This window comes from Streptomyces sp. H39-C1 (genome assembly GCF_027158125.1).
Lineage (GTDB): Bacteria > Actinomycetota > Actinomycetes > Streptomycetales > Streptomycetaceae > Actinacidiphila > Actinacidiphila fildesensis.
Genome location: NZ_JAPVLS010000029.1, coordinates 1 through 24,302 on the forward strand (window position 1 = coordinate 1; position 24,302 = coordinate 24,302).

Consider the following 24,302-nt stretch of genomic DNA (forward strand, 5'->3'; position numbering starts at 1 on the left):
GGAGCACCGAGTCCAGCAGCGTCATGTCCGAGACGTACGTGGCCAGGCAGACGTGCAGCAGCGGGTCGTCCGCGAGCTTGCCCCGGGTGCGGAACCACACCTGGGAGCGCGGTTCGCGCGGGCCCTGCCCGGCGACCAGGAACGGCGGGTCCTCCGCGTACCGCAGGTCGACGGCGGCCCGCGCTTCCAGGAGACGGTCGATGACCTTGGGGTCGGGGAACTTGTCCGCGTGGGCGGGCAGCAGTTCCTCGGCGGTGGGCAGCGACTCGGGGTCCGGCGCCGGCGGCATGGGCTCCTGGTGCTCGAGCCCTTCCTCGTGCTCCTGGAAGGACGCCGACAGATGGAAGATCGGCTGCCCGTGCTGAACGGCCACCACCCTTCGGGTGGTGAAGGAGCGGCCGTCCCGGATCCGGTCCACCTGGTAGACGATCGGCGCGCCGGGGTCGCCCGGCCGCAGGAAGTACGCGTGCAGGGAGTGCGCGGCCCGGTCCTCGGGGACGGTGCGGCCCGCCGCGACCAGCGCCTGGGCGGCGACCTGGCCGCCGAACACCCGTGGCACGACCGCCGACCTGCTGATGCCGCGGAAGATGTCCTGCTCGATCCGCTCCAGATCGAGCAGATCGAGCAGGGACGTCAGCGCTGTGTTCACAGGGTCGCGCTCACAGGCCCATCGACTTGGCGATGATGGAGCGCATGACCTCGCTGGTGCCGCCGTAGATGCGGTTGACGCGGTTGTCCGCGTACAGGCGGGCGATGGGGTACTCCAGCATGTAGCCGTAGCCGCCGTGCAGCTGCAGGCACTTGTCGATGACGCGGGCCGCGACGTCGGTGCAGAACAGCTTGGCGGAGGCGGCGTCGGCGGCGGTCAGCTCACCGGCGTCGTGCGCGTCCAGGGCGCGGTCGACGACGGCCTGGGCCGCGTCCACCTCGGCCTTGCAGTCGGCGAGCACGAACTTGGTGTTCTGGAACGAGGCGACGGACTGGCCGAAGACGGTGCGGTCCTGGACGTACGCCTTGGCGAAGCCGATGGCCGCGGAGGCCTGCGCGTACGCGCCCACGGCGATGGCGATCCGCTCCTGCGGCAGGTTCTGGCCGAGGTAGGAGAAGCCCTTGCCCTCCTCGCCGAGCAGGTCCTCGACGGGCACCTTCACGTCGGTGAAGGACAGCTCGGCGGTGTCGGAGGTCTTGAGGCCGAGCTTCTCCAGCTTGCGGCCGACGGCGTAGCCCTCGGACTTCGTGTCGACGACCAGCAGCGATATGCCCGCGCGGCGGTCCTCGGGGGTGGCCGGGGCGGTCCTGGCGCAGACGATGACACGGTCGGCGTGCACGCCGCCGGTGATGAAGGTCTTGGCGCCGTTGAGGACGTAGTGCGTGCCGTCCGCGGAGAGCTTGGCGGTGGTCTTCATGCCGGCCAGGTCGGAACCGGTGCCCGGCTCGGTCATCGCGATGGCGGTCATCATGTCGCCGGAGACGAAGTCCGGGAGCCAGCGCTTCTTCTGCTCGTCGTTGCAGTAGGCCAGCAGGTACGGGAGGCAGAGGCCGGTGTGCACGCCACTGCCGCCGAAGCTGACGCCCGCGCGGGCGCACTCCTCGGTGATGACGGCCTGGAACTTGAAGCTGGTCTCGCCGGCGCCGCCGAATTCCTCGGGCACTTCGATACCGAAGACGCCCAGCTCACCGAGCTTGCGGTAGAAGTCGCGGGGGGCCTGGCCGGCCGCCAGCCACTCGTCGAAGACGGGAACGACCTCGGCGGCGATGAAGTCCCGGATCGTCTCGCGGAACGCTTCGTGGTCCTCGTTGAACACCGTACGACGCACTTCGCGCCTCCTCTGGGCCTGAGACATGGGATCCGGGACGGGGTCCGGAAAAATAAGCAAGCGCTCAGTAAGTTACTCGCCGGTCGTCCATGCTGTCCAGAGCCGTCAGTGCGCCCAGTGCCAGCCGGCGCAGCAGCGCCGCCGTGTCGTTCCGGTCCGGGAGCCCGCTGTGCGCGCCCAGGTGCGGGGTGGAGTTGAGCAGTCCGAAGACCGCGTGCACGGCGGCCCGCACCTGCGGCTCGGGCGCGGCAGGACGCACCTGCCGGACGACCTCCACCCACTGCTCGACGTACTGCCGCTGGAGCTGGCGCACCAGCTTGCGGTCGGAGTCGCGCAGCCGGTCCAGTTCGCGGTCGTGCAGGGTGATCAGCGGGCGGTCGTCGAGCGCGAAGTCGATATGGCCGCGGACCAGCGCGTCCAGTGCTCCGGCCGGGTCGTTGGCCTCGGCGACCCGGGCCTTCCCGGCCGTGAGCAGCCGGCCGCTGATACCGACGAGCAGCTCGGCGAGCATCGCGTCCTTGCCCGCGAAGTGCCGGTAGAGGCCGGGTCCGCTGATGCCGACCGCGGCCCCTATCTCGTCCACACCGACGCCATGGAATCCGCGTTCGGCGAAGAGCCGGGCGGCCTCCCGGAGGATCTGGTCGCGGCGGTTCTCGGTCGCCTTCGTGGGGTGCATGGAACGAGTCTAGACAATCCCGTTAGCGAGCGTTAACGTGAAGGTCACCACGTTAACGCTCGCTAACTTCCGGGGGCCCGACACATGGCAGCACCCGTCCTCTCCAGCGCCGCCGATCCGGCGTCGGAGACCTACCGCGCCAATGCGGCGGCGCACGCCGAACTGAGTGCGCGGCTGCGCGACAAGCTCGCCGCCGCCCGGCTCGGCGGCGGCGAGAAGGCCCGCGCCCGGCACACCGCGCGCGGCAAGCTCCTGCCCCGCGACCGGGTGGACGGGCTGCTCGACCCCGGCTCGCCCTTCCTGGAGCTCGCCCCGCTGGCCGCCGACGGGATGTACGAGGGCCAGGCCCCGGCCGCCGGCGTCGTCGCCGGTATCGGCAGGGTCTCCGGCCGTGAGGTCGTGGTCGTCGCCAACGACGCCACGGTCAAGGGCGGCACGTACTACCCCATGACGGTGAAGAAGCACCTGCGGGCGCAGGAGATCGCGCTCGACAACCGGCTGCCGTGCGTCTATCTGGTCGACTCCGGCGGCGCCTTCCTGCCCCGGCAGGACGAGGTCTTCCCGGACCGCGACCACTTCGGTCGGATCTTCTACAACCAGGCGACGATGTCGGCCCGCGGCATCCCGCAGATCGCCGCGGTGATGGGCTCGTGCACGGCCGGCGGCGCGTACGTCCCCGCCATGAGCGACGAAGCGGTGATCGTCCGCAACCAGGGCACGATCTTCCTGGGCGGGCCGCCGCTGGTGAAGGCCGCGACCGGCGAGGTCGTCACCGCCGAGGAGCTCGGCGGCGGCGAGGTGCACTCCAGGATCTCCGGCGTCACCGACCACCTGGCCGAGGACGACGCCCACGCGCTGCGCATCGTGCGGAACATCGTGTCCACCCTCGGCCCGCGGGTCCCCCGCCCCTGGGACCTCGACCCGGTCGAGGAACCCGCCGTCGACCCCGCAGGGCTCACCGGCGCGGTGCCCGTCGACTCCCGCACCCCGTACGACGTGCGCGAGGTCATCGCCAGGATCGTCGACGGCAGCCGTTTCGCCGAGTTCAAGGCGGAGTACGGCACGACGCTCGTCACCGGCTTCGCCCATGTGCACGGCCACCCGGTGGGCATCATCGCGAACAACGGCATCCTCTTCGCCGAATCCGCCATGAAGGGCGCGCACTTCATCGAGCTGTGCGACCAGCGCGGCATCCCGCTGCTCTTCCTGCAGAACATCTCCGGGTTCATGGTGGGCCGCCAGTACGAGGCGGGCGGCATCGCCAAGCACGGCGCCAAGATGGTCACCGCGGTGGCCTGCGCCCGGGTGCCCAAGCTGACGGTCGTCATCGGCGGCTCGTACGGCGCCGGCAACTACTCGATGTGCGGACGGGCCTATTCACCGCGCTTCCTGTGGATGTGGCCCAACGCCAAGATCTCCGTGATGGGCGGCGAACAGGCCGCGTCCGTGCTCGCCACCGTCAAGCGCGACCAGATCGAGGCGGCGGGCGGTGAGTGGGCTCCCGATGAGGAGACCGCGTTCAAGGACCCGATCAGGGCCCAGTACGACACCCAGGGCAACGCCTACTACGCGACCGCCCGGCTCTGGGACGACGGCGTGATCGACCCGCTGGAGACCCGCACGGTCCTGGGCCTCGCGCTCACCGCCTGCGCCAACGCGCCGCTGGGTGAGCCCGGCTACGGCGTCTTCCGGATGTGAGGACAGAGATGACCATGTTCGACACCGTCCTCATCGCCAACCGCGGCGAGATCGCCGTCCGGGTGATCCGCACGCTGCGGCGCCTCGGCGTGCGCTCGGCCGCCGTGTTCAGCGACGCCGACGCCGACGCCCGGCACGTCCGCGAGGCCGACACCGCGGTCCGCATCGAGAACTACCTCTCCATCGACGAGCAGTTGCGCGCGGCCGCCCGAACCGGGGCGCAGGCCGTCCACCCCGGCTACGGCTTCCTCGCGGAGAACGCCGCCTTCGCTCAGGCCTGCACCGACGCGGGGCTCGTCTTCATCGGACCGCCGGCCTCGGCGATCCAGCTGATGGGTGACAAGATCCGCGCCAAGGCGACCGTCCTGGAGGCCGGTGTCCCGGTCGTCCCGGGCTCGTCCGGCAGCGGTCTCACCGACACCCAACTCATCGGCGAGGCACAGAAGATCGGCATGCCGGTCCTGCTCAAGCCGTCCGCGGGCGGCGGCGGCAAGGGCATGCGGCTGGTGCGGGACGAGACGCTGCTCGGCGACGAGATCGCCGCCGCCCGGCGCGAGGCCCGTGGTTCCTTCGGCGACGACACCCTCCTCGTCGAGCGCTGGATCGACCGGCCGCGGCACATCGAGATCCAGGTGCTGGCCGACGCCCACGGCAATGTCGTCCACCTGGGCGAGCGGGAGTGCTCGCTGCAGCGCCGGCACCAGAAGGTGATCGAGGAGGCGCCCAGCGTGCTCCTGGACGAGGCCACCCGTGCGGCGATGGGCGAGGCCGCCGTGCAGGCCGCCCGCTCCTGCGGCTATGTCGGCGCGGGCACCGTCGAGTTCATCGTCCCGGGCGCGGACCCCTCCGCGTACTGCTTCATGGAGATGAACACCCGCCTCCAGGTCGAGCATCCCGTCACCGAACTGATCACCGGCCTGGACCTCGTCGAGTGGCAGCTGCGCGTCGCCGCCGGCGAGCACCTGCCGTTCGGGCAGGAGGGCGTCACCCTCACCGGCCACGCCGTCGAGGCCCGGATCTGTGCCGAGGACCCGGCCCGCGGCTTCCTGCCCTCCGGCGGGACCGTGCTGTCGCTCCACGAACCGCAGGGCGACGGGGTCCGCACCGACTCCGGGCTCGCCGAGGGCACCGAGATCGGCAGCCTGTACGACCCGATGCTGTCCAAGGTCATCGCGTACGGGCCCGACCGCGCCACCGCGCTGCGCAAGCTGCGCGCGGCGCTGGCCGGCACCGTCACCCTGGGTGTCTCCACCAACGCGGGCTTCCTGCGGCGGCTGCTGGCCCACCCGGAGGTGGTCTCCGGAGTCCTCGACACCGGACTGGTCGAGCGCGAGGTCGGCTCGCTGATCTCACCGGACGTCCCGCCCGAGGTCTACGCGGCCGCGGCGCTGCTGCGCCAGGCCGCCCTGCTCCCCACGTCGGACGCCACCACCTGGACCGATCCGTTCTCGGCTGCCGACGGCTGGCGGCTGGGCGGCGAGCCGGCCTGGACCACCCACCATCTGCGGGTGCCCGGACACGAACCGCTGGCCGTCCGGGTCCGCGGGAACGAGGTCCGGGTGGGCGACGCCCCGGCGGTCCCCGCGCGCCTGGTCACCGACGGCGGACGCGGCGTCCTGCACTGGGACGGCGCCACCCATTCCTTCCACCACGCGGGCGCCTGGCTGGGCCGTGACGGGGACAGCTGGCACGTCGCGGACCACGACCCCGTCGCGGCCGCCCTGAGCGGCAGCGCGGGCGCCGGTGGCACCGGCGCGCTCACCGCGCCGATGCCCGGCACCGTGACCGTCGTCAAGGTCGCGACCGGGGACGAGGTGACCGCGGGCCAGAGCCTGCTGGTCGTCGAGGCGATGAAGATGGAGCACGTCATCACCGCTCCCCACGACGGCACGGTCACCGAGATCGACGTCACCCCCGGCAGCACCGTCGCCATGGACCAGGTGCTCGCCGTCGTCGCTCCCCGGGAGGAGTCATGACCAACGGTCTGCCCATGTCCGTACCGGCGTCCGGACTGCCCGCGCGGGTCAGGATCCACGAGGTCGGCGCGCGCGACGGGCTGCAGAACGAGAAGACGACCGTCCCGACGGCGGTGAAGGCCGAGTTCATCCACCGGCTGGCCGCCGCGGGCCTCGGCACGATCGAGGCGACCAGCTTCGTGCACCCCAAGTGGGTGCCCCAACTGGCCGACGCCGCCGAGCTGATGCCGCTGCTGGCCGATGTGGACGCGCATCTGCCGGTGCTGGTCCCCAACGAACGCGGTCTGGAACGCGCCCTGGCGCTCGGCGTCTCGGAGATCGCGGTTTTCGGCAGCGCGACCGAGTCGTTCGCCAAGGCCAATCTCAACCGGACCGTCGACGAGTCCCTCGCCATGTTCGAGCCGGTCGTCGCCAAGGCCCGGGAGGCCGGGGCCACCGTGCGCGGCTATCTCTCCATGTGCTTCGGCGACCCGTGGGAGGGCCCGGTCCCGGTGGAGCAGGTGGCCGCCGTCGCCCGCCGGCTGTACGACCTGGGATGCACCGAGCTGAGCCTGGGCGACACGATCGGGGTCGCCACCCCCGGCCATGTCACCGCGCTGCTCGCCGCGCTGGTGGAGCAGGGGGTCCCGACGGACCGGCTCGCCGTGCACTTCCACGACACCTACGGCCAGGCGCTGTCCAACACCCTGGCCGCCCTCCAGCGGGGGGTGACCGTCGTCGACGCCTCCGCGGGCGGCCTCGGCGGCTGCCCGTACGCGAAGAGCGCCACCGGAAACCTCGCCACAGAAGACCTCGTCTGGATGCTGAACGGCCTCGGTATCGACACCGGGGTCGACCTCGACCGCCTCACCGCCACAAGCGTGTGGATGGCGGAGCAGCTCGGGAGGCCAAGCCCCTCCCGCACCGTCCGCGCCCTCTCCCACCAGGAGCCGTAGTCATGTCGATCGATCACCGCCTCGCCCCCGAGCACGAGGAACTGCGCCGCACCGTCGAGGCGTTCGCGCACGACGTGATCGCGCCGAAGATCGGGGAGTTCTACGAGAACCATGAGTTCCCGTACGAGATCATCCGTGAGATGGGCCGGATGGGCCTGTTCGGCCTGCCCTTCCCCGAGGAGTACGGCGGCATGGGCGGCGACTATCTCGCCCTCGGCATCGTCCTCGAGGAACTCGCGCGGGTGGACTCGTCCGTCGCCATCACCCTCGAAGCGGGCGTCTCGCTGGGCGCGATGCCGATCTTCCGCTTCGGCACCGAGGAGCAGAAGCGCGAGTGGCTGCCGCGGATGTGTTCCGGGGAGATCCTGGGCGCGTTCGGGCTGACCGAGCCCGAGTGCGGTTCCGACGCCGGCGGCACGCGCACCACCGCCCGGCTGGACGAGGCGACGAACGAATGGGTGATCAACGGCACCAAGTGCTTCATCACCAACTCCGGTACCGACATCACGGGTCTGGTCACGGTCACCGCCGTCACCGGCCGCAAGGACGACGGACGACCGCTGATCTCGTCGATCATCGTGCCCTCGGGCACGCCGGGCTTCGGTGTCGCGGCTCCGTACTCCAAGGTCGGCTGGAACGCCTCGGACACCCGTGAGCTGTCGTTCTCCGACTGCCGGGTCCCGGCCGCTAACCTGCTCGGCGAGGAGGGCCGCGGCTACGCGCAGTTCCTGCGGATCCTCGACGAGGGCCGGATCGCGATCTCGGCGCTGGCCACCGGGCTGGCCCAGGGCTGCGTCGACGAGTCCCTGGCGTACGCGAAGACCCGGGAGGCGTTCGGCCGGCCGATCGGTGCGAACCAGGCGATCCAGTTCAAGCTCGCCGACATGGAGATGCGCGCCCACATGGCCCGTGTCGGCTGGCGCGACGCGGCCTCCCGGCTGGTGCGCGGCGAGCCGTTCAAGAACGAGGCGGCGATCGCCAAGCTCTACTCCTCGACGGTCGCCGTGGACAACGCCCGTGAGGCCACCCAGATCCACGGCGGATACGGCTTCATGAACGAGTACCCGGTGGCCCGTATGTGGCGGGACTCCAAGATCCTGGAGATCGGCGAGGGCACCAGCGAGGTCCAGCGGATGCTCATCGCCCGCGAGCTGGGGCTCACGGGCTGAGGGGCTGACGAGCCGGCGGCGGGCGGTCGTGGGTGACCGTCCGCCGCCGGCCGGCCGTCAGCTGCTCGGCCAGGGCACCTGGGGCGACCGGTAGTAGCCGATGCCCAGCGCCGTCCAGCGCGGGCCCTGGGCGGCGAGCCGCACCTTGTAGGCATCCCACTGGTGGGTGGCTGCCGGGGACCAGCCGATCTCGGCGATTCCCGGCAGTCTCGGGAAGGTCATGTAGTCGGAGTCCGCGCTGGTCACGATGGTCTCCGTCCACAGCGGCGCCTCCACGCCGAGGACGGCGGAGGCGGGTGCGCCCTTGATGAAGGTGGCGGGGTCCCAGTTGTAGGAGTCCTTCACCTCGACCAGGCCGGCCCAGGCCTGGCCCAGCGGGGTGGAGGCGTTGTACTTCATGTCCAGGTAGGCGCGGTTGGCGGGCGAGAGGATCAGCCGCATTCCGGCCTTGGCCGCGTCCGCGACCTCCTTCTCACTGCCCTTCGTGCCCCAGTACTGGCCGACGGCCCCGGCGACCGGGTGCGCGCCCGCCAGCTGGTGCCAGCCGATCACGGTCTTGCCGTACTTGGTGACGATCGGCTGGACCTTGTCCATGAACGTCACGTAGTCGGCGTGGCTGGTGGAGTGCGCCTCGTCGCCGCCGATGTGCAGATACGGGCCCGGGGTGAGGGCGGCCAGCTCCCCCAGCACCTGGTCCGCGAACCGGTAGGTGACGTCCTTGGCGGCGCACAGCGAGCTGAAGCCGACGTTGGTGCCCGTGTAGAGCGGCGGGGCGATGCCGTTGCAGTTCAGCTCCGCGTAGGAGGCGAGGGCCGCGTTGGTGTGGCCGGGCATGTCGATCTCCGGCACCACCGTCAGATAGCGGCTCGCGGCGTAGCGCACGATCTCGCGGTAGTCGGCCTTCGAGTACGAGCCGCCGGGTCCCCCGCCGACCTGGGTGCTGCCACCGTAGGCGGCCAGCCGCGACCAGGAGTCGATGGCGATCCGCCACCCCTGGTCGTCCGACAGATGCAGATGCAGCTGGTTGATCTTGTAGAGGGCGAGCTGGTCGATGTACCGCTCGACCTGCGCGACGGAGAAGAAGTGCCGCGAGACGTCGAGCATGCCACCGCGGTAGGCGTAGCGCGGCGCGTCCGTGATGGTGCCGCCCGGCACGTTCCAGGGGCCGCTCTGCACGGTGCGCTTCTCGACCGTGGCGGGGAGCAGCTGGCGCAGCGTCTGCACGCCGTGGAACAGCCCGGCGGCCTGCTCGGCGCCGATGGTCACCGACTGCCCGGAGACGACGAGCCGGTACCCCTCCGCTCCGAGGGCCACGACCGTGTCGTGGGGCGCCTCGGCGCCGTCCGCCTTGGCCCCGTCCGACCTGGCGCCGGCAGCGTTGTAGCTGCCCGCACCACTGATCGTCGCTCCCAGCCTGAGCACGATGCCGTCGCTGCCTCCGTCGTCCGCGACGACGGGCAGCGGGTATCCGGTGGACGGCCGCAGCACGCCCGCGAGGTAGTCGCCGACCTTCCGCACCTCGTCGGAGTTCCCGGGCACGTGGATGCGGGTGCCGGCGCCGATGGCATAGGAGGCGCCGCCGGACTGTACGGAGGCCGGGGCGGGGACGACCCGCTCCAGGACGGCCGACGAGGCGTCGGCTCCGGAGGCGGAGGCGGCCGAGGCGGCCGGCGCGGCCGGGGCGGTGGCCCAGGCAGTGGCGCTGATCAGCAGCAACGAGCACAGGATCTGGGGCAGATTGTTCCGAACGCTGGGTCGTCTCACAGGGGGATTCCCTTCAGCGGGCGGCGGAGAGTACCGATGCCACTTGGGTACCGTGCGCCCCCGGAGTGGTCAAGGTGTAGACCAATTCCCCACGCTTTTGGCTCACCCGGATCCACCTCCTGCCCGAAATCGGGCAGGATTCTTGCAAACGGGCGATGATCACACCAGTATCGACGGATGCCCGACCGCCAGACGTCCCATGAGGACCTTGTCGACCACCTGGTCCGCACCACACCGCTGCACCGCGGTGAGGCGGTCCGGGTGATCCAGGACGTGCTGGCGTACTTCGACGAGACGACAGAGCTGTTCGTCCGCCGCCGGCACCGCGAGCTCCAGGCCAAGGGCCTGGTCAACGCGGTGATCTTCGAGCGGATCACCGAGGAGCTGCCGTACCGCGCGGTGGCTCCGCCGGAGCTCTCCCTGCGGCAACTGCGCCGCATCGTCTACGGCTGACACAGGCTGACACACCGGAAACACCTGGTGCCCGCGTGCGGGTGCGGCACCACCTGCTGACGTACGACTGACTCACGACGGAGAGGGACGACCATATGTGCGGGATCGTCGGATACATCGGTAAGCGCGACGTGGCTCCACTGCTGCTGGAAGGCCTGCAGCGGCTGGAGTACCGGGGCTACGACTCGGCGGGCGTCGTCATCACCGGAAAGTCCGGGGTCCTCAAGACGGTCAAGGCCAAGGGCCGGGTCCGCGAGCTGGAGGCCCGTATCCCCAAGCGCTTCGCCGGCACCACCGGTATCGCGCACACCCGCTGGGCCACGCACGGCGCTCCGAACGACGAGAACGCGCACCCCCACCTTGACGCGGAGGGCAAAGTCGCCCTCGTCCACAACGGCATCATCGACAACGCCGACGATCTGCGCGCCAAACTGATCGCCGACGGCGTCGAGTTCACCTCCGAGACCGACTCCGAGGTCGTCGTGCACCTCATCGGCCGCTCGCAGGCCGACACCCTGGAGGCCAAGGTCCAGGAAGCGCTGCGCCGCGTCGAGGGCACCTACGGCATCGCCGTCATGCACCAGGACTTCCCCGACCGCATCGTCGTCGCCCGCAACGGCTCGCCCGTCGTGCTCGGCATCGGCGACAAGGAGATGTTCGTCGCCTCGGACGTCGCCGCGCTGGTCAGCCACACCCGCCAGGTCGTCACCCTCGACGACGGCGAGATGGCCACCCTCAAGGCCGACGACTTCCGCACGTACACCACCGAGGGTTCCAGCACCTCGGCCACGCCGACCACCGTGGAGTGGGAGGCCGAGTCGTACGACATGGGCGGCCACGACACGTACATGCACAAGGAGATCTCCGAGCAGCCCGACGCGGTCGACCGCGTGCTGCGCGGCCGTATCGACGACCGGTTCTCCACCGTGCACCTGGGCGGGCTGAACCTCGACCCGCGCGAGGCGCGGAGCGTCCGCCGGATCAAGATCCTCGGCTGCGGCACGTCGTACCACGCGGGCCAGATCGGCGCGCAGATGATCGAGGAGCTGGCCCGCATCCCCTCGGACGCCGAGCCCGCCTCCGAGTTCCGCTACCGCAACCCGGTCGTCGACCCCGACACCCTCTACATCGCGGTCTCCCAGTCCGGCGAGACCTACGACGTGCTCGCCGCCGTCCAGGAGCTCAAGCGCAAGGGCGCGCGGGTGCTGGGTGTGGTGAACGTCGTCGGCTCGGCGATCGCCCGCGAGACGGACGGCGGCGTGTACGTGCACGCCGGCCCCGAGGTCTGCGTCGTCTCCACCAAGTGCTTCACCAACACCGTCGTCGCGTTCGCGCTGCTCGCGCTGCACCTGGGCCGGATCCGCGACCTGTCGGTCGCGGACGGCAAGCGGATCATCGCGGGGCTGCGGAAGCTGCCCGCTCAGATCGCCGAGATGCTGGAGGGCGAGGCGGAGATCGAGAAGCTGGCCGCCGAGTACGCGGGCGCCAAGTCGATGATGTTCATCGGGCGCGTGCGGGGCTATCCGGTGGCGCGTGAGGCCTCGTTGAAGCTCAAGGAGATCAGCTACATCCACGCGGAGGCGTACCCGGCCTCCGAGTTGAAGCACGGTCCGCTGGCGCTGATCGAGCCGGCGCTGCCGACGGTGGCGATCGTGCCGGACGACGATCTGCTGGAGAAGAACCGGGCGGCACTGGAGGAGATCAAGGCGCGGAGCGGGCGGATTCTGGCGGTGGCGCACCAGGTGCAGGAGAAGGCGGACCACACGATCGTGGTGCCGAAGAACGAGGTCGAGCTGGATCCGATTCTGATGGGGATTCCGCTGCAGTTGTTCGCTTACCACACGGCGAAGGCGATGGGGCGTGACATCGACAAGCCGCGGAACCTGGCGAAGTCCGTGACGGTGGAGTAGGCCTGCGGGTTGGTGGTGGGTGCGGGGGCCGGGTCCTCCGGGGTGGGTTTCGAAATCGACTATTTACGGGCCTGGCGGCCCACAAATAGCTCGGCAGCATTTCGAAACCCACCCCTGCGGCCCCGGCTCCCTCGCGTCCCCTCCGACCTGCGGGAACGTGGGCCGTAAGGGATCACAGCGCACAGGGTCCGGGGCGTCGGCCTGATGCCCCGACGGTTTGCGGGATGGGTCTGCGAGCCAGGTGACGGCCGGTGGTGGGTGTGGCTGTGGTGGCGCTCCCCTGGGTGCTCTCCCGTGGGCGTTCTACGGGATGACGATGACCGGGCGTTGCGCCCGGCGCGCCAGGCGGCCTGCTACCGAGCCGAAGATGCGGCCGATGATGCCCTGGGTGCCGCCCACGACGATGGCGTCGGCCTCGTACTCGCGGCCGACCTCCTCCAGTTCGTGGCAGATGTCGCCGCCGCGTTCGACGAGGATCCAGGGGACCTCGGCGAGGTGGTCGGCGCAGGCGAGTTCCAGCCCCAGGACCTCGGTTCTGTGGTCGGGGACGTCGACGAAGACCGGTGGTTCGCAGCCCGCCCAGACCGTGGCCGGGAGGCGGTTGGCCACATGGACGATGATCAGAGCCGAGCCCAGTCGCCGGGCCATGCCGATCGAGTAGGCGAGCGCCCGCTCGCTGGAGACCGAACCGTCGAATCCCACCACGACACCGTGCCGGAAGGCCGGGTCGCAGGACGAGCGCAGCTCGGGGGCCGCTTCGGGGAGCGCCGCCGATTCGGCGAGCGGCTTGCCTTCAGCGGGCTCAGGGAGCTCATAACCGGCCATGATGCGGTTTCTCGACAAGGGCGGCGTGGGGACGCCGACCGGCGGACAACGGCGGTGCTGCAGTCGTCACAGCGAGCTTCGCTGCGTCTTCGGTAATACCCTGACGGGGGCCGCGAGGCTGACTGGTTTCGGCCAGTTCGAGGCTTCCGACCCTGGTCACTCCAGAGTACGGCGGAGACGCATCCCTGCACAGACTCGTCGAGCCTTCGCAGGCATTACGTACCCGGAGTTTCCAGGAGAATGCCGGAGCCCGGCCGTGAGCGCAACGTCGTGCCGTCATCCGGCCGGACGAATCCGCGCGGCGGGAGCGGCCGTCGCGGGCGGGCCGGCTCCAGAACGGGTCCAGGGCGGCTCCAGAACGGCTCAAGGGGTCTTCCGGAGCGGCCCGAGGGCTCCCCTGGAGACACCCCGGAGCGATGTGCGGAGCACCCCAGACCTGCGCGGGACGCCTTGCCGGGGGTGCACCGCACGAACATCGCCCCCCGCGCAAACCAAATTCTCCGCGGCACCGGCGTGAACAAGACACCGGTCCGGCGAGGGACCGGCAAATGGCCCGATAGCGCCCCGATGACGCCGGCGGCCGTGAGGGGCGCACCGGGGCGGTTGGCTGGCCAGGGGGCGCACACCGGGGTGCCGTCCAGGGGCGTGCACATCGGTGCGTATGTTTTTCAGCCAACTTCTGGCCGCAGTACCCCTGTTGGTCAAAGCGCTTGCTGACACGTCTGCCACCTGCAATGAAACGGCTCCAGGGGGCGCGAGGAGCGTCGTAGGCCACCGCGGGAGCCAGAGGCGTACTTCCCAGCAGGCCCGGTGAGTGGAACGCTTCGTGATCGAATGCTTCACGCCACGTGGTCAAGTCGACTTAGCGCCAGGTGGTGAAGTATTCACAACTGCCTCATCTGACACACCAAACACAGTAGATTCGATCTTGGGAAATACGGCGGGGGAAACGTGCAGGACCGAGGGGCCGCGTCGATCGAGGGGGGCTTGAGCTCCATGATGAGCCAGGAGTCCAGGACCGGTACGGCGATGGAGAACCTGTCGCCATCAGCCGGATCCTCAGCACCGTCAGCGTCGTCCCGCGCCACTCGCAAACTGTCCGCGCGGCGGCGTGCCGAAGTTGTCGCCGTGCTGCTGTTCAGCGGCGGGCCGATCTTCGAAAGTTCCATCCCGCTCTCCGTGTTCGGCATCGACCGGCAGGACGCGGGCGTGCCCCGCTACCGGCTGCTGGTCTGCGCCGGCGAGGACGGGCCACTTCGCACCACAGGGGGCCTGGAACTCAGCGCCCCGTACGGACTCGAAGCGCTGTCACGGGCCGGCACCGTAGTGGTGCCCGCCTGGCGCTCGATCTCCCAACCACCACCTCCCGAGGCCCTCGACGCGCTGCGCCGGGCCCATGAGGAGGGCGCCCGGATCATCGGCCTGTGCACAGGGGCGTTCGTACTGGCCGCCGCGGGGCTTCTGGACGGCCGCCCCGCGACCACCCACTGGATGTACGCGCCCACCTTGGCCAAGCGCTATCCCTCCGTGCATGTGGACCCCCGGGAGCTTTTCGTGGACGACGGAGACGTACTGACCTCGGCCGGCACCGCGGCCGGAATCGACCTCTGCCTGCATGTCGTACGCACCGACCACGGCGCCGAGGCGGCGAACGCGCTCGCCCGGCGGCTCGTCGTGCCGCCGCGCCGCAGTGACTGGCCCTCCAGCCAGCGCCACCTCGACAGGTCATTACCAGAAGAGATCGGCGGTGACCCGCTGGCCGAGGTCGTCGCCTGGGCGCTGGAGCATCTGCACGAGCAGTTCGACGTGGAGGCCCTCGCGGCTCGCGCCTATATGAGCCGCAGGACCTTCGACCGGCGGTTCCGGTCGCTCACCGGCAGTGCCCCGCTGCAGTGGCTGATCACTCAGCGGGTGCTGCAGGCGCAGCGGCTGCTGGAGACGTCCGACTTCTCGGTGGACGAGGTGGCGGGCCGCTGCGGCTTCCGCTCCCCCGTCGCGCTGCGCGGGCACTTCCGCCGCCAGCTCGGGTCGTCGCCCGCCTCCTACCGGGCCGCGTACCGGGCCCGGCGCCCGCAGGACGACCCGGAGCGGCCACCCGCGCCGGCCGAGCACCTGCCGCCCCGCCGGGGCACGCCACAGCTCCTGACGGTGCCGGGCAAGCCCGACTCCGACGTGTACGCCCCTCGGGTGCCCGAGCAGAGCCGCATGGACGGCTCCGACGGCATCATCAGGGGGCGGCTGCGCGCGGAGCGCATCGCACGCGGCCGCAACCCGGCTATGCCTGGTCCACGCGATCGCCCCTTAGGGTGAGACCCATGAACGACCGCATGGTGTGGATCGACTGCGAGATGACCGGGCTGTCCCTGGCCCATGACGCGCTCGTCGAGGTGGCCGCACTGGTCACCGACTCCGAGCTGAACATTCTCGGCGAGGGGGTGGAGATCGTCATCCGCCCGCCCGCCGAGTCCTTGACGACCATGCCCGACGTCGTACGCGAGATGCACACCGCCTCCGGGCTCCTGGAGGAGCTCGAGGGCGGTGTGACGCTCGAGGAGGCCGAGAAGCTGGTGCTCGACTACGTGCGCGAGCACGTGTCGGAACCGCGCAAGGCCCCGCTGTGCGGAAACTCGGTCAGCACTGACCGCGGCTTCCTCGCCCGGGACATGCCGGCCCTCGAACAGCACCTCCACTACCGGATCGTGGACGTCTCCTCCATCAAGGAGCTGTCCCGCCGGTGGTACCCCCGGGCGTACTTCAACAGCCCGGAGAAGAACGGCAACCACCGCGCCCTGGCCGACATCCGCGAGTCCATCGCGGAGCTGCGCTACTACCGCGAGGCCGTCTTCGTGCCGCAGCCCGGCCCGGACACCGACACCGCCCGGGCCATCGCGGCCAAGCACGTCCTGGCTGCCGAATAGCCTGAGGCGAGCACCCTCCCGGACCCTGTATGCTTCTTCAGGTCGGCGCCGAGAAGCGCCGGACATGGTGGGTGTAGCTCAGTTGGTAGAGCACCTGGTTGTGGTCCAGGTGGCCGCGGGTTCAAGTCCCGTCACTCACCCTGAACGACGAAGGCCCGGTCTGTGAGAACAGACCGGGCCTTCGTCATGTCCTGGGTCCCGGGGGCCCGGTGGGGGTCGGGGCGGCGCCGTTCGCCCTGTGTCCGACGTCACACTTTCCGGTGAACGCGGACCCCGCTACGCCGAGTCCCGCCGTACCAGCTCCGTGGCGAGCACCACATGCCGCCGCACCGAGGTGCGTTCCGCGATCTCCTCCAGGAGGACGCGGGCCATGGTGCGGCCCATCTCCTCGATGGGCTGCCGGACACTCGTGAGGGCGGGGTCCGTATGGCGGGCGATGACGGAGTCGTCGAAGCCGATGAGCGCCACGTCGTCGGGGACCCGCCGGCCGGCCTCCCGCAGGACCTGGAGCGCGCCGGAGGCCATGACGTCGGAGGCCGCGAAGACGGCGTCCACGTCGGGCCGCCGGGCGAGCAGCTCGCGCATCGCGCGCCGGCCGCCCTCCTCGGTGAAGTCGCCGCGGGCGACGAGCGAGGCGTCGTCGCCCAGGCCCGCCGCGCCGACGGCCTGGCGGTAGCCGTCGAGACGGCAGCGGGCGACGTACATGTCGACGGGGCCGGTGATGGTGGCGACGGCACGGCGGCCGCGGCCGAGCAGATAGCCGACGGCGGACCGGGCGCCGCCGACGTTGTCGGAGTCCACGTAGGACACGGACTCCAGGTCGGAGCGCCGGCCGTTCAGGACGGCGGGCATGTCCAGCTGTTCCAGCAGGTCCGGCAGCGGGTCGTCCTCGTGCACGGAGACGAGCAGAACGCCGTCGACCCGGTGGGCGCTGAGGTACTGGGCGAAGCGGGAGCGTTCCTTGGGGGTTCGGATCAGCGTCAGCAGCAGCTGCATGTCGGTGTCGGCGAGCTCGGCGCCGACACCGCGGATGATGTCGGAGAAGTACGGCTCGGCGAAGAGCCGGGTCTCGGGTTCGGGGATGACGAGCGCGATGGCGTCCGTCCGGTTGCCCGCGAGGGCGCGGGCGGCGCGGTTGGGGACGTACCCCAGCTCGGCGACGGCGACCTCGACGGCGGCCTTGGCCCGGTCGCTCACCCGGGGGGAGCCGTTGATGACCCGGGAGACCGTGCCGCGGCCCACCCCGGCGCGTGCGGCGACCTCTTCGAGCGTGGGCCGTCCGCTGTGCCGACCGTTCACGGTCACTTCCGCCTCCCGACATGGCTGACGCGCCATCCTAGGCGCTCGGACGCACCGTGCGTGAGAGCGCTCCCACGATCTCTCACGATAGCGGCCGTGCGGTGCCGGTTTCGTTCAAGAAGTGATCGAAGGTCCGGTCCGGACACGTTCCGGCAACGAAAACGACTTCATGCCTTGACACTTCCCCCTCCGAGGCAGGACTGTTCCGGCAAGCCTTCGTGGGAGCGCTCCCACACCTCGTCGCACGCCCGGACGTCAGAACGAACGCCAGACCCACCCTGGACAAGGAGAGTGGAATGCGCACTTCCAGCGGCACTCGCGCCCGTCGGACCGCACTGATAGCGGTCGCGGGGCTCGCGACCTGCGCGACCCTGATCACCGGCTGCAGCAGCGACAGCAGCTCGGACTCGGGGAAGAAGGGCAGCACCGGAACCGAGAACATCACGCTGCACGTCGGCGACTTCGGCTCGTTCGGCTACGACGACAAGACGGGCGCGGCCCTGTTCGCGGAGTACCACCAGCTGCACCCGAACATCACGATCGTCGAGGACAACGTCGCCGACGGCCAGAAGTACTGGGACGCGCTGAAGCTGCACCTGTCGCAGGGCAGCGGGCTGGCCGACGTCCAGGCGATCGAGGTCGGCTTCATCGCCGAGGCGACCGCCACGCTCGGCGACCGGTTCGTCGACCTGGGCAAGGCCACCGGGGTCGACACCACCAAGTGGCTGGACTGGAAGGAGAAGCAGGCCACCACGAAGAGCGGCCAGGTGATCGGACTCGGCACCGACGTCGGCCCGATGGCGGTCTGCTACCGCAAGGACCTGTTCCAGAAGGCCGGTCTGCCGACCGACCGTGAGGCGGTCGCCGCGCTGTGGGCGGGCGACTGGGCCAAGTACATCGCTGTTGGTCAGCAGTTCAAGGCCAAGGCGCCGGCCGGGGTGTCCTTCACCGACTCCGCCAGCGGTGTCTTCAACGCGGTGGTCTCCAGTCAGGCGCAGCAGTACTCCGACGACCAGGGCAAACTGATCTACGACACCAGCCCGGGTGTGAAGAAGGCGTGGGACCTGGCGGTGGAGTCGGCGCAGCAGGGTCTGAGCGCCAAGCTGCGGCAGTTCGACGACAAGGGCACCTGGAACGCGGCGTTCAAGAACTCGACGTTCGCCACGATCGCCTGCCCCAGCTGGATGACCGGCATCATCAAGGAGCAGGCGGGTCCGGCCAATACGGCGAAGTGGGACATCGCCGCGGCGCCGGAGTCCGGCAACTGGGGCGGTGCGTTCCTGTCCGTGCCCAAGGCGGGCAAGCACACCGCTGAGGCGACCGCGCTGGCCGCCTGGCTGACCGCGCCCGAGCAGCAGGCGAAGGTGTTCGCCAAGAACGGCAACATCCCGTCCACCAAGGCCGGTCTCGACTCGCCGACCGTGACGGACGCGACGAACCCGTACTTCGGCACCGCGCCGATCGGGAAGGTCTACACGGCCATTGCCAAGGGCGTCACCCCGGCGCCGATCGGCCGCTACGACGGCCAGGTGAAGACGTACATCACCGACAACGGGCTGCTCGACATCGAGCAGCACGGCACGTCCAAGGACAAGGCGTGGTCCACCGTGCAGGCGCTGGTCAAGGACAAGATCGACCAGTAGCCGGCGGGGCCGCCCCGCAGTGCCCACTCCTGCCGGGCGGCCCGCCCCACGACGCTGATCCGGCCGTGACCGACCGTCCCGACCGAGACCGACCGACTGACCCGACCGGGAAGGACGCCACTCGTGGCCACCTCCGTCAGGGCGTCGGCCGACGGCAGTCCGCCGCCGGCCCGGCCCGCCCCCGCCCCCGCACCACCGGGCACCCCCGGCACGCCCGCCGGCCACTCCTGGCGCTCGCGGCTGTACCGCCTGGATCTGAAGGCGACGCCGTACGCGTACATCGCCCCGTTCTTCGTCTGCTTCGCCGCGTTCGGGCTCTTTCCGCTGATCTACACGGGTTGGCTCTCGTTCCATCAGGTGGAGTTGGGCGGTACCGCGCAGTGGCGCGGGTTCGACAACTACACCCGGTTGTGGGACAGCGAGTTCTTCTGGAACGCGCTGCGCAACACGTTCTCGCTGGGGGTGATCTCCACCGTCCCGCAGCTGCTGATGGCGCTGGGGCTGGCCCATCTCCTGAACTACAAGCTCCGGGCGCGCGGGTTCTTCCGGGTCGCGGTGCTGGCCCCGTACGCGACGTCGATCGCGGCGGCCTCGCTGGTCTTCGTCCAGCTCTTCAACCCCGACTACGGGATGGTCAACCAGCTGCTCGGCCACTTCGGGGTGCACCACATCCAGTGGGAGGCCGACAAGTGGCCGTCCCAGATCGCCATCTCCACGATCGTGACCTGGCGGTGGACGGGGTACAACGCGCTGATCTACCTGGCCGCGATGCAGGCCGTGCCGGGTGATCTGTACGAGGCGGCAGCGCTGGACGGGGCGTCGCGCTGGCGGCAGTTCCTCAGCGTGACCATCCCCTCGATCCGTCCCACGATCCTGTTCACGATCATCGTCTCGACGATCGGGGCGACCCAGCTGTTCGGCGAACCGATGTTGTTCGGCGGCGGGTTGGGCGTCAGCGGCGGATCGGCGCACCAGTACCAGACGCTCAGCCTCTACATGTACGAGAAGGGCTGGCAGAACGGGGCGCTGGGACAGGCGTCGGCCGTCGCGTGGGTGATGCTCCTGATCCTGCTGCTCGTGGGCGCCGTCCAACTGATCATCACGCGGGTCAACCGCAGGAAGCTGGGGGGCTGACCTCATGGCACACGCAGTCGCGGAACGGGCCGCGCACCGGTCAGGGCCCACTCCCGCCCCGCCCAAACGGCGGCGCTTCTCGGCCCGCGCCGGACGGCAGGACCACGCCGGGCCCGTCACGTACGTGGTCCTGGTGGTCGCGGCGCTGGTCTCGCTCTTCCCGCTGTACTGGACCGTGGTCGCGGCCTCCAGCACCGACACCCAGATCGTGCAGCCGCCGACCGAGCTGCTGCCCGGCTCCCATCTGATCGACAACCTGAAGATCGCCTGGGACCAGGTCCACATGGGCCAGGCGCTGATCAACTCCACCATCGTGGCCGGGTTCGTCTCGCTCAGCACGGTGCTGTTCGCCACGCTGGCCGGCTTCGCCTTCGCGAAGCTGCGCTTCCGGGGCCGCAACGGGCTGCTGACCCTGGTGGTGGCGACGATGACGATCCCGCCGCAGCTCAGCGTGATCCCGCTCTACCAGATCATCACCGATCTGGGCTGGGTGGGCCGGCTGCAGTCGGTGATCCTGCCGTCGCTGGTGGCGGCGTTCGGGGTGTTCTTCATGCGGCAGTTCCTGGCCGAGGCGCTGCCCATCGAGCTGATCGAGGCGGCCCGGGTGGACGGGGCGCACAGCCTGCGGATCGTGTGGCACGTGGTCTTCCCGATCGCGCGGCCGGCCATGGCGGTGCTGGGGATGCTGGTCTTCGTCCAGTCCTGGAACGACTTCTTCTGGCCGTTCATCGCACTGAACCAACAGAACCCCACCGTGCAGGTGGCGCTGGCCGGGCTCGGTTCCGGTGACCACACCATCGACCACGCGGTGGTGCTGACCGGCGCGCTGATCGCGACCGTGCCGCTGCTGCTGGTCTTCGCGCTGCTCGGCAAACACATCGTGGGCGGCATCACCGCCGGCGCCGTCAAGAGCTGACCTCCCGAAGCCCTACGCCCGCACCTGTCCCGCTCACCTTTTGGGAGTGCCCCCGTATGACCGCTGTCCGATCCGAGACCGAGACCGAGGCCGCACCGGCCGGTCTGCTCCGTTTCCCGCCCGGCTTCGTCTGGGGCGCGGCCACCGCCGCGTACCAGATCGAGGGCGCCGTGGCCGAAGACGGCCGCACCCCCTCCATCTGGGACACCTTCAGCCACACTCCGGGCCGGGTCCACAACGGCGACACCGGCGACATCGCGGCCGACCACTACCACCGGTTCCGCGACGATGTCGCCCTGATGTCCGGCCTCCACCTGGGCGCCTACCGCTTCTCCATCTCCTGGTCGCGGGTCCAGCCCACCGGCCGCGGCCCCGCCGTCCAACGCGGCCTGGACTTCTACCGCGCGCTGGCCGACGAGCTCCTCGACAAGGGCATCACCCCGGTCGCGACCCTCTACCACTGGGATCTGCCGCAGGATCTGGAGGACGTCGGCGGCTGGACGGTGCGCGACACCGCCGAACGCTTCGCCGACTACGCCGCGATCATGGCCGGCGCACTCGGCGACCGCATCCCGTACTGGACCACCCTCAACGAACCCTGGTGCTCCGCCTTCCTCGGCTACGGATCCGGCGTCCACGCCCCCGGCCGCACCGAACCGGACGCCGCGCTGAAGGCGGCCCACCATCTCAATCTCGCCCACGGCCGGGCGATCGGGGTCCTGCGCTCCACACTCCCCGCCACCGCGCGGACCTCGATCACCCTCAACCTCCACCAGGTGCGCCCGCTCGACGGCTCGACGGCGGCACTGGACGCGGCACGCCGGATCGACGCCGTCGGCAACCGGATCTTCACCGGCCCGATCCTGCACGGCGGGTACCCGGAGGACCTGCTGGACGACACCGCGCACCTCGTCGACTGGCAGACCCTGGTACGGGACGGCGACCTCGCCGAGATCTCCCGCCCCATCGACCTGCTGGGCATCAACTACTACACGCCCACCGTCGTTTCGGGCCCGCAGCCCGCCCCCGACGGGACCGAGGCCGCCCGCTTCGACGGCCACGGCGCCAGCGCGCACTCCCCCTGGCCCGGCTCCGAACAGGTCGCCTTCCACCTCCCACCCGGCGAAACCACCGCGATGAGCTGGGCCGTCGACGCCAGCGGACTGTACGACCTGCTGCGCCGCACCGCCCAGGAGAACCCCGGCCTGCCACTGATGGTCACCGAGAACGGCGCCGCCTTCGACGACTACGTCTCCCCCGAAGGCACCGTCAACGACCCACGGCGCATCGACTACCTGCGCGGACACCTCGCGGCCGTACACCGCGCGATGGCCGACGGCGCCGACGTCCGCGGCTACTTCCTGTGGTCACTCATGGACAACTTCGAATGGTCCTACGGCTACAGCAAACGATTCGGCGCCGTCTACGTCGACTACGCCACCCAAAACCGCATCCCGAAATCCAGCGCCCACTGGTACGCCCAGGTCGCGCGCACGGGTGAGATCACGGAGCCTGACGCTCCGTAAGAGACGCGGGGTGGTGCGGGGGTTCGAGGGTGCCGTCGACACCACTTCACGCGGCAGCGGCCCACCGGCGGGAACCCCCGCCGGTGGGCCGCTGCGTCCTGCGGTCGGCCGTGCGATCAGCCGAAGGAGGCGAACGCCTTGGTGAAGGCCAGATCGCCCTGGACGATCGAGCTGCAGCTCGCATCGGCGAAGTTCTTCGCACCGCCGGGGCACTGCTTGTCACGCGTCGAGGACCACATCGACAGCCAGCCCAGGCCCTTCGACTTGGCGAAGTCCACCAGCTGCGTTGCGTCGTCCACCGTGAAGATCTCGGTGTTGACGTCGTTCACACCGATCATCGGGGTGACCGCCACCGCCTTCCAGGCGGCCGCGTCCGACAGGCCGAGCACGCTCTTCACCTGAGCCTGCGTCGCCGTGGCGCCATCGATCGCGTACTGGCCCATGTCGCCGTTGAACGCGGGCCCGTAGTCCATCGCCATGATGTTGACGGCCGAGATCTTCACGCCGTTCTTCTTGGCGTCGGCCAGCAGGTTGATGCCGTCCTGCGTCAGACCGGTCGGCATCGCCGGGAGGGTGTACGAGACGTCCAGTCCGCTGTGGCTCTTCTGGAGCGCGGCGATGGCCTGCGCGCGGCGGCTGTTGGACGCGGTGTCCGGGAGCGCGCCACCCTCGATGTCGAAGTCGACCTTGGTCAGCTTGAACTGGTCGACGGCCTTGCCGTACGCGGCCGTCAGATCGCCGACCGAGGTGCAGGCCGTGCCCAGTTCGGAGCCCGAGGCCCCGCCGAACGAGACGCGGACATCGCCGCCCGCCGCCCGCAGCGCGCCTATCCGGCCGGCCACCGCGTCGGAGCCGAGGTCCGTCACACCGCCCCACTTGGGGGTGCAGCCGCCGCCGGAGGTGATGAAGGCGAGGTTGTACTGCTTGACGCCGGTGCTCTTCGCGGAGCTGACCATGTCGAAGGCCGGGTACAGCGAGGTGTCGATGTACGGCGAGAAGCCCGCGCCGGCGACCGGGGTGGTGCCGCCGGTCTTGGTGGGGGTGGGGGTCGGCGTGCTGGTCTTCGTGGGGGTCGGCGACGCGGTCTTCGTCGGGGTGGGCGAGGCGGTCGGGCTCGCGGTCACGGTCGGACGGCCGCTGGGGGTGGCGGTCGGGCCGGAGTCCACCGAACACTTGGCGTCGTTGATCAGGCAGTTGACCGGGTCCGCGGCGGTGCCGCCGGACGCCGCCACGAAGCCGACGTCGACCTTCGCGCCGGGCGCCACGGTGGCGTTCCAGCCCTCCGGCTTCACGGTGATGTGCTGGCCGTTCGCGGTGAACCTGCCGTTCCACAGCGAGCTCAGCGTGGTGCCGGCCGGCAGGTCGAACGACAGGGTCCAGCCGGACAACGCCTTGTCCGAGGAGTTCGTGATCTCGTACTGCCCGGTGTAGCCACCGGTCCAGCCGCTCGTCTTGGTGTAGGCGGCGCCGACCGGGGCGGCACTCGCTGACCCGGCCAGCGCGAAGGCGCCTCCCGCCACGACACCCGCGGCGACGAGGCCACCGATCGCTTTGGTCGTGAACCCGGGTCGACGGCGATGCGTGCTGGCCATACCGGCCTGCCTTTCGTGGGGGGCGGGGTGCGGCACGACGCTAGCGCGGGC

General features: G+C 70.3%; 19 protein-coding genes and 1 tRNA gene. 13 read left to right on the forward strand and 7 right to left on the reverse strand.

Annotated elements, in window-relative coordinates; genetic code table 11:
- The 3 genes from O3W51_RS20295 to O3W51_RS20305 form a co-directional block, all read right to left on the reverse strand.
- Positions 1-649 (reverse strand): acyl-CoA thioesterase (locus O3W51_RS20295; protein WP_269287120.1); only part of this gene is annotated, 649 nt, incomplete at its 3' end.
- 10 nt (positions 650-659) lie between these two features.
- Positions 660-1,817 (reverse strand): acyl-CoA dehydrogenase family protein, encoded by a 1,158-nt coding sequence (locus tag O3W51_RS20300; RefSeq protein ID WP_269287121.1) that lies wholly within the window; start codon positions 1,815-1,817, stop codon positions 660-662.
- A gap of 64 nt (positions 1,818-1,881) precedes the next feature.
- Positions 1,882-2,493, reverse strand: a complete 612-nt coding sequence (locus tag O3W51_RS20305) for an SACE_7040 family transcriptional regulator (protein ID WP_138355054.1) — start codon at positions 2,491-2,493, stop codon at positions 1,882-1,884.
- 84 nt (positions 2,494-2,577) lie between these two features.
- Here O3W51_RS20305 and O3W51_RS20310 point away from each other — a divergent pair, with 84 nt between their 5' ends.
- Genes O3W51_RS20310 through O3W51_RS20325 form a run of 4 tightly spaced genes read left to right on the forward strand, consistent with a single transcriptional unit; the run spans position 2,578 to position 8,271 of the window.
- Entirely contained in the window at positions 2,578-4,191 is a 1,614-nt protein-coding gene (locus tag O3W51_RS20310; protein ID WP_138355053.1) for a carboxyl transferase domain-containing protein, read from the forward strand.
- A gap of 14 nt (positions 4,192-4,205) precedes the next feature.
- Complete coding sequence (locus O3W51_RS20315) at positions 4,206-6,167, forward strand: acetyl/propionyl/methylcrotonyl-CoA carboxylase subunit alpha (RefSeq protein WP_138355117.1); 1,962 nt, start codon at positions 4,206-4,208, stop codon at positions 6,165-6,167.
- Entirely contained in the window at positions 6,164-7,102 is a 939-nt protein-coding gene (locus O3W51_RS20320) for a hydroxymethylglutaryl-CoA lyase (RefSeq protein WP_138355052.1), read from the forward strand. The genes O3W51_RS20315 and O3W51_RS20320 overlap by 4 nt, the downstream gene beginning before the upstream one ends.
- A 2-nt stretch (positions 7,103-7,104) precedes the next feature.
- Positions 7,105-8,271, forward strand: coding sequence for an acyl-CoA dehydrogenase family protein (locus tag O3W51_RS20325; RefSeq protein ID WP_164295410.1), 1,167 nt, complete (start codon positions 7,105-7,107; stop codon positions 8,269-8,271).
- Positions 8,272-8,328: 57 nt separating this feature from the next.
- On the opposite strand, the gene O3W51_RS20330 is transcribed toward O3W51_RS20325, so the two are convergent.
- A complete protein-coding gene (locus O3W51_RS20330; protein ID WP_269287124.1) occupies positions 8,329-10,035 on the reverse strand; it encodes a beta-N-acetylhexosaminidase in 1,707 nt (568 codons plus the stop codon).
- A 177-nt stretch (positions 10,036-10,212) separates the two neighbouring features.
- Here O3W51_RS20330 and O3W51_RS20335 point away from each other — a divergent pair, with 177 nt between their 5' ends.
- Positions 10,213-10,488 (forward strand): hypothetical protein, encoded by a 276-nt coding sequence (locus O3W51_RS20335; protein WP_138355050.1) that lies wholly within the window; start codon positions 10,213-10,215, stop codon positions 10,486-10,488.
- Positions 10,489-10,583: 95 nt separating this feature from the next.
- Positions 10,584-12,398 carry a glutamine--fructose-6-phosphate transaminase (isomerizing) gene (gene glmS, locus O3W51_RS20340; RefSeq protein ID WP_138355049.1) on the forward strand — a complete coding sequence of 605 codons (1,815 nt, stop codon included), beginning with the start codon at positions 10,584-10,586 and terminating at the stop codon, positions 12,396-12,398.
- 303 nt (positions 12,399-12,701) lie between these two features.
- Here glmS and O3W51_RS20345 read toward each other — a convergent pair whose 3' ends face one another.
- A complete protein-coding gene (locus O3W51_RS20345; protein ID WP_138355048.1) occupies positions 12,702-13,223 on the reverse strand; it encodes a universal stress protein in 522 nt (173 codons plus the stop codon).
- Positions 13,224-14,252: 1,029 nt separating this feature from the next.
- On the opposite strand from O3W51_RS20345, the gene O3W51_RS20350 reads away from it, so the two are divergent.
- The 3 genes from O3W51_RS20350 to O3W51_RS20360 all read left to right on the forward strand — a co-directional run bounded on the left by O3W51_RS20350 (position 14,253) and on the right by O3W51_RS20360 (position 16,281).
- Positions 14,253-15,533, forward strand: a complete 1,281-nt coding sequence (locus tag O3W51_RS20350; protein ID WP_164295473.1) for a helix-turn-helix domain-containing protein — start codon at positions 14,253-14,255, stop codon at positions 15,531-15,533.
- A gap of 5 nt (positions 15,534-15,538) precedes the next feature.
- Positions 15,539-16,141 carry an oligoribonuclease gene (orn, locus tag O3W51_RS20355; RefSeq protein ID WP_138355047.1) on the forward strand — a complete coding sequence of 201 codons (603 nt, stop codon included), beginning with the start codon at positions 15,539-15,541 and terminating at the stop codon, positions 16,139-16,141.
- 67 nt (positions 16,142-16,208) lie between these two features.
- Positions 16,209-16,281, forward strand: a tRNA-His gene (locus O3W51_RS20360).
- Between the two features lie 136 nt (positions 16,282-16,417).
- Here O3W51_RS20360 and O3W51_RS20365 read toward each other — a convergent pair.
- Positions 16,418-17,476, reverse strand: coding sequence for a LacI family DNA-binding transcriptional regulator (locus tag O3W51_RS20365; protein ID WP_138355046.1), 1,059 nt, complete (start codon positions 17,474-17,476; stop codon positions 16,418-16,420).
- Between the two features lie 260 nt (positions 17,477-17,736).
- On the opposite strand from O3W51_RS20365, the gene O3W51_RS20370 reads away from it, so the two are divergent.
- The 4 genes from O3W51_RS20370 to O3W51_RS20385 all read left to right on the forward strand — a co-directional run bounded on the left by O3W51_RS20370 (position 17,737) and on the right by O3W51_RS20385 (position 22,659).
- Entirely contained in the window at positions 17,737-19,083 is a 1,347-nt protein-coding gene (locus O3W51_RS20370; protein ID WP_138355045.1) for an ABC transporter substrate-binding protein, read from the forward strand.
- A gap of 123 nt (positions 19,084-19,206) precedes the next feature.
- Complete coding sequence (locus O3W51_RS20375) at positions 19,207-20,217, forward strand: carbohydrate ABC transporter permease (RefSeq protein ID WP_269287125.1); 1,011 nt, start codon at positions 19,207-19,209, stop codon at positions 20,215-20,217.
- A gap of 4 nt (positions 20,218-20,221) precedes the next feature.
- Positions 20,222-21,133 carry a carbohydrate ABC transporter permease gene (locus O3W51_RS20380; protein ID WP_138357984.1) on the forward strand — a complete coding sequence of 304 codons (912 nt, stop codon included), beginning with the start codon at positions 20,222-20,224 and terminating at the stop codon, positions 21,131-21,133.
- Between the two features lie 56 nt (positions 21,134-21,189).
- The gene (locus tag O3W51_RS20385) at positions 21,190-22,659 is read left to right on the forward strand and encodes a glycoside hydrolase family 1 protein (RefSeq protein ID WP_138357986.1); all 1,470 of its coding nucleotides are present in this window, start codon (positions 21,190-21,192) and stop codon (positions 22,657-22,659) included.
- Positions 22,660-22,775: 116 nt separating this feature from the next.
- Here O3W51_RS20385 and O3W51_RS20390 read toward each other — a convergent pair whose 3' ends face one another.
- Positions 22,776-24,251: a cellulose binding domain-containing protein gene (locus tag O3W51_RS20390; protein ID WP_269287126.1), complete on the reverse strand. Its 1,476-nt coding sequence runs from the start codon at positions 24,249-24,251 to the stop codon at positions 22,776-22,778.
- Positions 24,252-24,302: the final 51 nt, after the last annotated feature.